At 52.8% G+C, this 6163-nt stretch carries 4 protein-coding genes; all 4 read right to left on the reverse strand.

Annotation, left to right across the window (positions count from 1 at the left end; genetic code table 11):
- Positions 1-78 precede the first annotated feature (78 nt).
- A complete protein-coding gene (locus B3Z75_RS07390; protein ID WP_294069350.1) occupies positions 79-1356 on the reverse strand; it encodes an MFS transporter in 1278 nt (425 codons plus the stop codon).
- 58 nt (positions 1357-1414) lie between these two features.
- Positions 1415-2641 (reverse strand): cyclically-permuted mutarotase family protein, encoded by a 1227-nt coding sequence (locus B3Z75_RS07395; RefSeq protein ID WP_294069359.1) that lies wholly within the window; start codon positions 2639-2641, stop codon positions 1415-1417.
- Positions 2631-4586 (reverse strand): family 20 glycosylhydrolase, encoded by a 1956-nt coding sequence (locus B3Z75_RS07400; protein WP_294069368.1) that lies wholly within the window; start codon positions 4584-4586, stop codon positions 2631-2633. Before B3Z75_RS07400 ends, B3Z75_RS07395 begins: the two co-directional genes overlap by 11 nt.
- A 77-nt stretch (positions 4587-4663) precedes the next feature.
- The coding region (locus B3Z75_RS07405; RefSeq protein WP_294069377.1) for a sialate O-acetylesterase at positions 4664-6163 on the reverse strand (1500 nt) is incomplete at its 5' end.

The following is a 6163-nucleotide window of genomic DNA, read 5'->3' on the forward strand; positions in this document are numbered from 1 at the left end:
CTTCGCCTTTTTTGTCAAAGGGGGTGAAAGGCGCCACAATTAACCCTTTAATTTTTTCAAATTGTTTCATTGTCGTTCTTATTTAGTGGTTATTTTTTCTTCTTCGGGATAGGTGAGTTCCCCTTTGGGCTTCACGAATAGAAGCATCAGGACAATGGCGGCCAGCACCACTACGGAGAGCTTGCTGAAGTCGTCACCCAGGTTGCCGGCATCGGTGGAGCTCCCCAGCATGAGGGTGACAGCGTACCCGGCAAAGACACCCATCATGTTCATGATGCCGTATGCGGTGGCACGATATTTTTGGGGAATGATCTGGCAAAGTATCGGCATGTTGTTTGTGTCGAACATCCCGTAGCCAATGCCAAAGAGCATCGCGGCACCAATCAGGCCGACATACGAGTGCCCATATCCCAGGAGTACCAGTGAGGGGAGCGTTAGCGTCAACCCGATGACGCTGGTGTAGATCCTGCCCCGAATATTTTTCTGTACCCATCGGTCAGAGAGCGGTCCGCCAATCAGCACGCCGATGAACGAAGCGATAGCGATGGAGATGGTGGCCATGGGGCCTGCTTTGGCCATCTCAATCCCCAGGTTTTCGGAAAACAACGTAGGAAGCCAGTTTTTGGTCGCCCACCCCGGGAAGCTAGGAGCCATGAAGTAAAAGAGCATGATCCAGAACGAAAGAGTGCCGAGGATAAGGCCAAGAGATTGGAAGACGGTTTTTTTTCTCGTGGAACTACTTTGCGGATTGACCTGTAGTTTCGCGGTTTTCGTGCCGGCATGCCCTTCCTTGTCGTACATAAGGAATATAAGAAGGATCGAATAAATGATCCCGGCAATTCCGAACCAGTGAAAAACAGTCTGCCAGGAGTAGCTTGCAGCGATGGTAGCACCAAATCCACCCAGAGCCTGACCCGTGTAGAGTCCCGACATGTGTATGCCGATGGCCAGCGACCTTGTTTTGGAACTGTGAAAATCGGCAATCATTGCCAGGCCGGTCGGCAGGTACAGCGCTTCGCTCACGCCCATGAGTGCACGCAGCCAATAGACCTGTTGAAACGTTTGGGCATACCCCATGCCGTAGGTCACCGCCGACCAGACAAATAAACTTCCGATAATAAGCCATTTGCGATTGATTCGGTCGGCAATCACTCCTGCAATAGGGCTCATCAGTCCATATATCAACAGGAAGATGCCCATGATCCTTCCAAAGTTCTCTGCGACGGCCAGCTCCCTGATGTCTATCTGCATCGATGACTGCATGGTGGAAAGCATCTGCCTGTCAAGATAATTTAGTAGTGCCACCACCCAAAGCAAGCCGACCAGGACCCAGGGGTAATATTTGTCATTTCTCATATGATAAAACTATTATTTTGATTTTTTGTTGATTTCTTTCGTGGACATTGACGGTACATCATCGTATCTTTATTTCTCCTCTCCATGTTTCAGGGGAACGCACTCCCGGTTTCAGTTCACCTTGCACGGCATAGAACTTGCGACTGTCCCCGACAAGCGTTGCCCCTGCCCGGGCTGCGTTGAGGGTGCTGTCGATGGTGTGCCATTCGTTCGTTTTCGTATCGAAAATTCGGCATTCCGAATTAAACCTGTAATACTGCGGCGGCTGCGTCATGTATCTCTTTGAGAATTCCAGATTCTGTTTTTCTTTCTCCCTGGTTGACAGTGCCGGGTTATGGGCAATCTTGTACTGCGCGGTGAGGGCATCCAGGAAAATAGTATGGTTGACCCCTCCCAGACAAAGAATATAGCGGTTGTCCAGCTGCATTGCAGTCGCCCCTCCCAGAGAGAACGGTTTCTGTGTGCCGGGATCCATCTGATCGCCTGCTTTTGTCCATGCTCCTGCGGAAACATCGTATTTCAGCAACTCTGTTGCCATGGCCGGCACAGAGGTTTCGTCGCCGCCAAAGAAACCTCCCAACAGGTACACATACGTTTTCCCCTCCTCCTCCATGGAAACCATGACAGCCTGAAGGCGAGGGATACCGGGAAAAGGAGGCAGTTCCGTCCATGCACTGTCTGTTTTGACATTGATGCAGTAAAACACATTTGACGGAGCTCCGTTCATGTTGCCGCCGCCCACGAAGACCATATCGCCCGATGAGCACCCCGCAAAATTGTCCATCGCTGCCGGCAATGCCGGAAAGGGGGTCAACTTTACAGTGCCTTTTGGCGATAAAGAAACGGCGTACACTTTATTCAGCGACTGCGAAGCGTTATTTCCGCCAATCCACAATGCACCCCCGGCAACGGGAACCGATACGCCATGGGCTGAGGAATCCGGCAAATGACCGACCAGCTTCCACTTGTTGGTTGAAGCGTCAAACTGTACGATGTCGTTGTAGAAGAATTTTCTTCCGCCTTCAAACCCCAGCTTCTCCGGGAAGTTGGCGCCACCGGCCACAATCAGATTGCCGTTGATCAGTGCGGCGTATGCTGCCGAGACACCTTTGGCCAGATTGCCCTGCAATCCGTCGGTTGATAGCTCTTCCCAATTAATTTGCATGGTTTCGCTGTGGTTTGTGTCGCTTTTGGAATGACGGCACGATGCCGGTACTGCTGCAAGGAATGCAACGAACAGCCATCGTGATATCCCGGAAAGAACGGTATGCATGTTATTTTTCATTTATTTTTGAAGGATCGTAAGTCAATCCCGGCATGGCATCTTTCCCGTCGGGGGTCACAAATACAAACGTGAACATCCACTTTTGCAGCCGTACTTCCGGAGTGTTGAATTTGCCGACAGGCAGCTTCAGCAGCACCTTGTTCCACCCTTTCTTCAGGTCCACAGGCAGCGGGGGGCGGGCCGTAAAATTCTCATTCTTCAAAGTAATTTCGTTTGTTTTCTCTGTATGCCTGTTTTCCCAGACTGGAGGTGACAGAATCTTATCATTGATAAATATACGACTGCCGCGATAGTCCCATTCTCCCAGCGGCGGAGGTAGGTCGCTCTCGGAGCGGCTGTAATTTTGGGTAGATACCCAAAGGCCCACTGTTTGTTCTTTTGGCGACCACACGCAGGTGTAAGCGTAGGCGGTGTGATTCTCCTGCGGGTTTTCGTAAAAAGCCGGTACAATGTTGCCCCACACATGCCGCAGATAGATGCCGGCACCGATGGCAGGACGAACAGCGTAGGTTTGTCCGTTGTACAAATAACTGTCGCTGAGTGCTTTTTCCGGGGGGAAAACCGCTGACAGGTCGCCCCCATTGGGAAACGGATCGATGATATGCCACTTCACCTGAGTCTGTTGTACATACGGGAAAGATTTACCCGCAAAATTGTGTTCCTTGTGCCATAGCATGCGGTGTTCGAAATTGACAAACGAGCGGAAGGTCTCCTCCTTTTCATCTATTGGCAGGATGACGCCGTTTTTGTCGAAGTATTCCGATCCGCCCCCCAGCCAGGCCCGTTCGGCCAATGCGAGCATGTTGGGATAGAAGAAGTTTTGCGCCATGATCTGTTCCTCATCCTCCAGCAGGCGGTCGTTCCAGATGGCGAGGATGGTTCCGGCGATGTCGTTGCTGCCCTTATCGCTGTTGTAGATTCTGCTGTTGTAGAGGGCCACGATATCGCCGAAGGCATCGAAGTGGTTGATGTAGTGAAAACGGGAGTCGATGGCGGGAATGCCGGGCTGTGCCTTGCCGCGGTAGCTCCAGAGCTGTGTGGCATCGATCTCTCCCGGTTGGTAGTTCCATCCGGGGTTCCAGGAGATCACCTTTTTACCTAACCCCCGTATATGTGCTACCATCTCCGGCACAAAGACAGGGTTGGTGAACTCTACTTCGTCCGTACCAATATGGATGTAGGGTACTTCCGGAAAAACTTCGGTGCAGATCTCTTCCATCAGATCTTTCAGGATTTTCATTCCTTTCTCTGACTGCATATCCACGCCCGTCGCCCGTGCAAAGGCATCGCTGTGACCGGGCATGTCGATCTCCGGTATCAACAGCATGTTGTGTGTCTTGCAGTGTACCGCAATCTCCCGGGCATCTTCCATGGTGTAATATTTTCCGGGCAACCGGGTGAAGCTGCTGCTGTCGTTCAGCTGCGGATAACGCCTGCTTTCCAGGCGCCAGCCTTGATTTTCTGTCAAATGCCAATGGAAGACATTGATCTTGTACTGAGAGAGCAGGGATATCTGTTTTTTTAGCTCCTCCACAGAGATGAAGCTGCGCCCCACGTCGTGCATAAAGCCGCGTACGCGGAAGGCAGGCCAGTCGGTAATCTCCAGCGCAGGGAGGGTGTTCCCTCCGGAAGAGGCGATGAGCTGGTTCAGTGTCTGCCGTGCCCAGTAGATCCCCTTCTCCGTGGTGGCCTCCATCAGGATGGAATCGGGTGTAATCCGGAGGCGGTAGGCCTCTTCGGCATTTACCTCCACTTCGGGGATTGCAGCGATCAGTCTTTCGGCAACGACAGAAGGGTCTGGCATTCCCTGATGCAGCCGGTGTTGCCCGGAAGGGGAAAGGGTGAGCATCTGTGGCTGTGGCAGCAGCTGTAACGGTTCGCTTTTCTTCTCTGTGTTGCAGGAGAGAAGCAACATGGCAGCCAGCAGACAGGACAGGGTTGTCATTTTTATATCGTTTTTTTTCGTATTGATTTCAACATACTAGTTACAATGATGCAGATTGAAAATTAGGCTTCGCTTATTTATGGGTACTCCGAAGAGAAGGTGGAGGCGGGCAGACCTGCCTCGTTGACCAGGTTCCCGTTGGTGTAGGAGCTCCAGCCGTAGCGCACGAACGCGGGATGAGGTACCTTGTCGCAGGTTACCTCCAGGGCGTTACCCCGGATCATTGCTGTAGCCGGATGAAACATCTTATCCTCTCCCGCCAGTTCGATATCCCTTACGGATTTGTTGTCCGACGTTCGGAGGCGTTTCGTTTCGCCAAAGGTGACGACCGCTTTTTCTTCCTCGAAGCGCACCTCTTTAAAGAGTGGGCCGCTTTTACGGATATTTTTTCCGTAGCTGTCGGACAGTGCCCAGCGGGCCAGTCGCTCACCGACCTCCTTCTTCTGGCGGGGGTGGACATCGGTTCGGTTGCCCAGGTCGGAAGAGACCGCCATGCCGGTGCGGGCGATCCGCTTCATTAACCTGCGCTGGCTGTCGCGGAAGTGTCCCCACGATTCGCGTCCCCTCTCCATGCTGGAGAGCTGCACGTAGTAGAACGGGAAGCTCTCACCCCAGGCGTTGCGCCAGCTCTCTACCATGGTGGGGAGCAGCTGTTCGTGCAGTTCCACGTTGTTGGCGTTCGACTCACCCTGGTACCAGATGGCACCGGCAATAGGATAGCCGGCATATGGTGCCATCGCGGTCTCAAAAAGATAGGAGGGTTTGTAGGGATGTTGTTGGAAGGGATTCCTGCCGGCACGGGCGATGTTCTGCATGCCCCGTTCGCGCACCCATCCGTCGACGAAATCGTTATTGTTCCAATTGCTGAAGAAGTCGACTAACAGCGGGTTGCGTTCCATTGTCTTTCGGTCGATCCATGCCTCTGTGGGTGATCCGCCGATGGCGTTCTGTATCAGTCCCACCGGCACACCCAGTTGCTCCTGCAGCATCCTTCCGAAATGGTAGGCAACGGCGGAGAAGCGGCTTGCTGTTACGCTGTCGGAAAGAGTCCAGGTGGCTGGATGGTAATAATTCAGCCGGTTTACTTGTGTCAGCACGCTGTCGTTCCACTCCACGGCTGCGGTTGGAGCAATCTCCTTCTGGTCGAAGAAGCGAAGCTGGCTGTTGGCGGTGCGGGGGATATCTTCCCTTGCTGTGGCGGCATCCCGGAGCAGAAACGCCATGTTCGATTGGCCGGAACAGATCCATACTTCTCCTACCAGGATGTTGGTAAGCCGTATGGAGGCCTTTTCGTTTTCTATGGTGGCACTGTAGGGCCCTCCCGTCTTCATCGGGGGAAAGTCAATTGTCCATTTCCCGTTGTGTCCGGTTTGTGTTTTTTTTGTTTTCCCCGCAAAGTGCACAATCACCTCTGTGGCCACATCGGCGATTCCCCAAAACTTTACCGGTCTGTTACGCTGCATCACCATATTGTTTGTGAAGATGTCCGGTAGCTGCAACCCTCCATAATTACCCGTAATGCTGCTGTATATGGTTTTGGCTATAATTCCCGCCCCCTCGTCAGTGGGATGGAGCGC

This window comes from Proteiniphilum sp. UBA1028 (assembly GCF_002316955.1).
Lineage (GTDB): Bacteria > Bacteroidota > Bacteroidia > Bacteroidales > Dysgonomonadaceae > Proteiniphilum.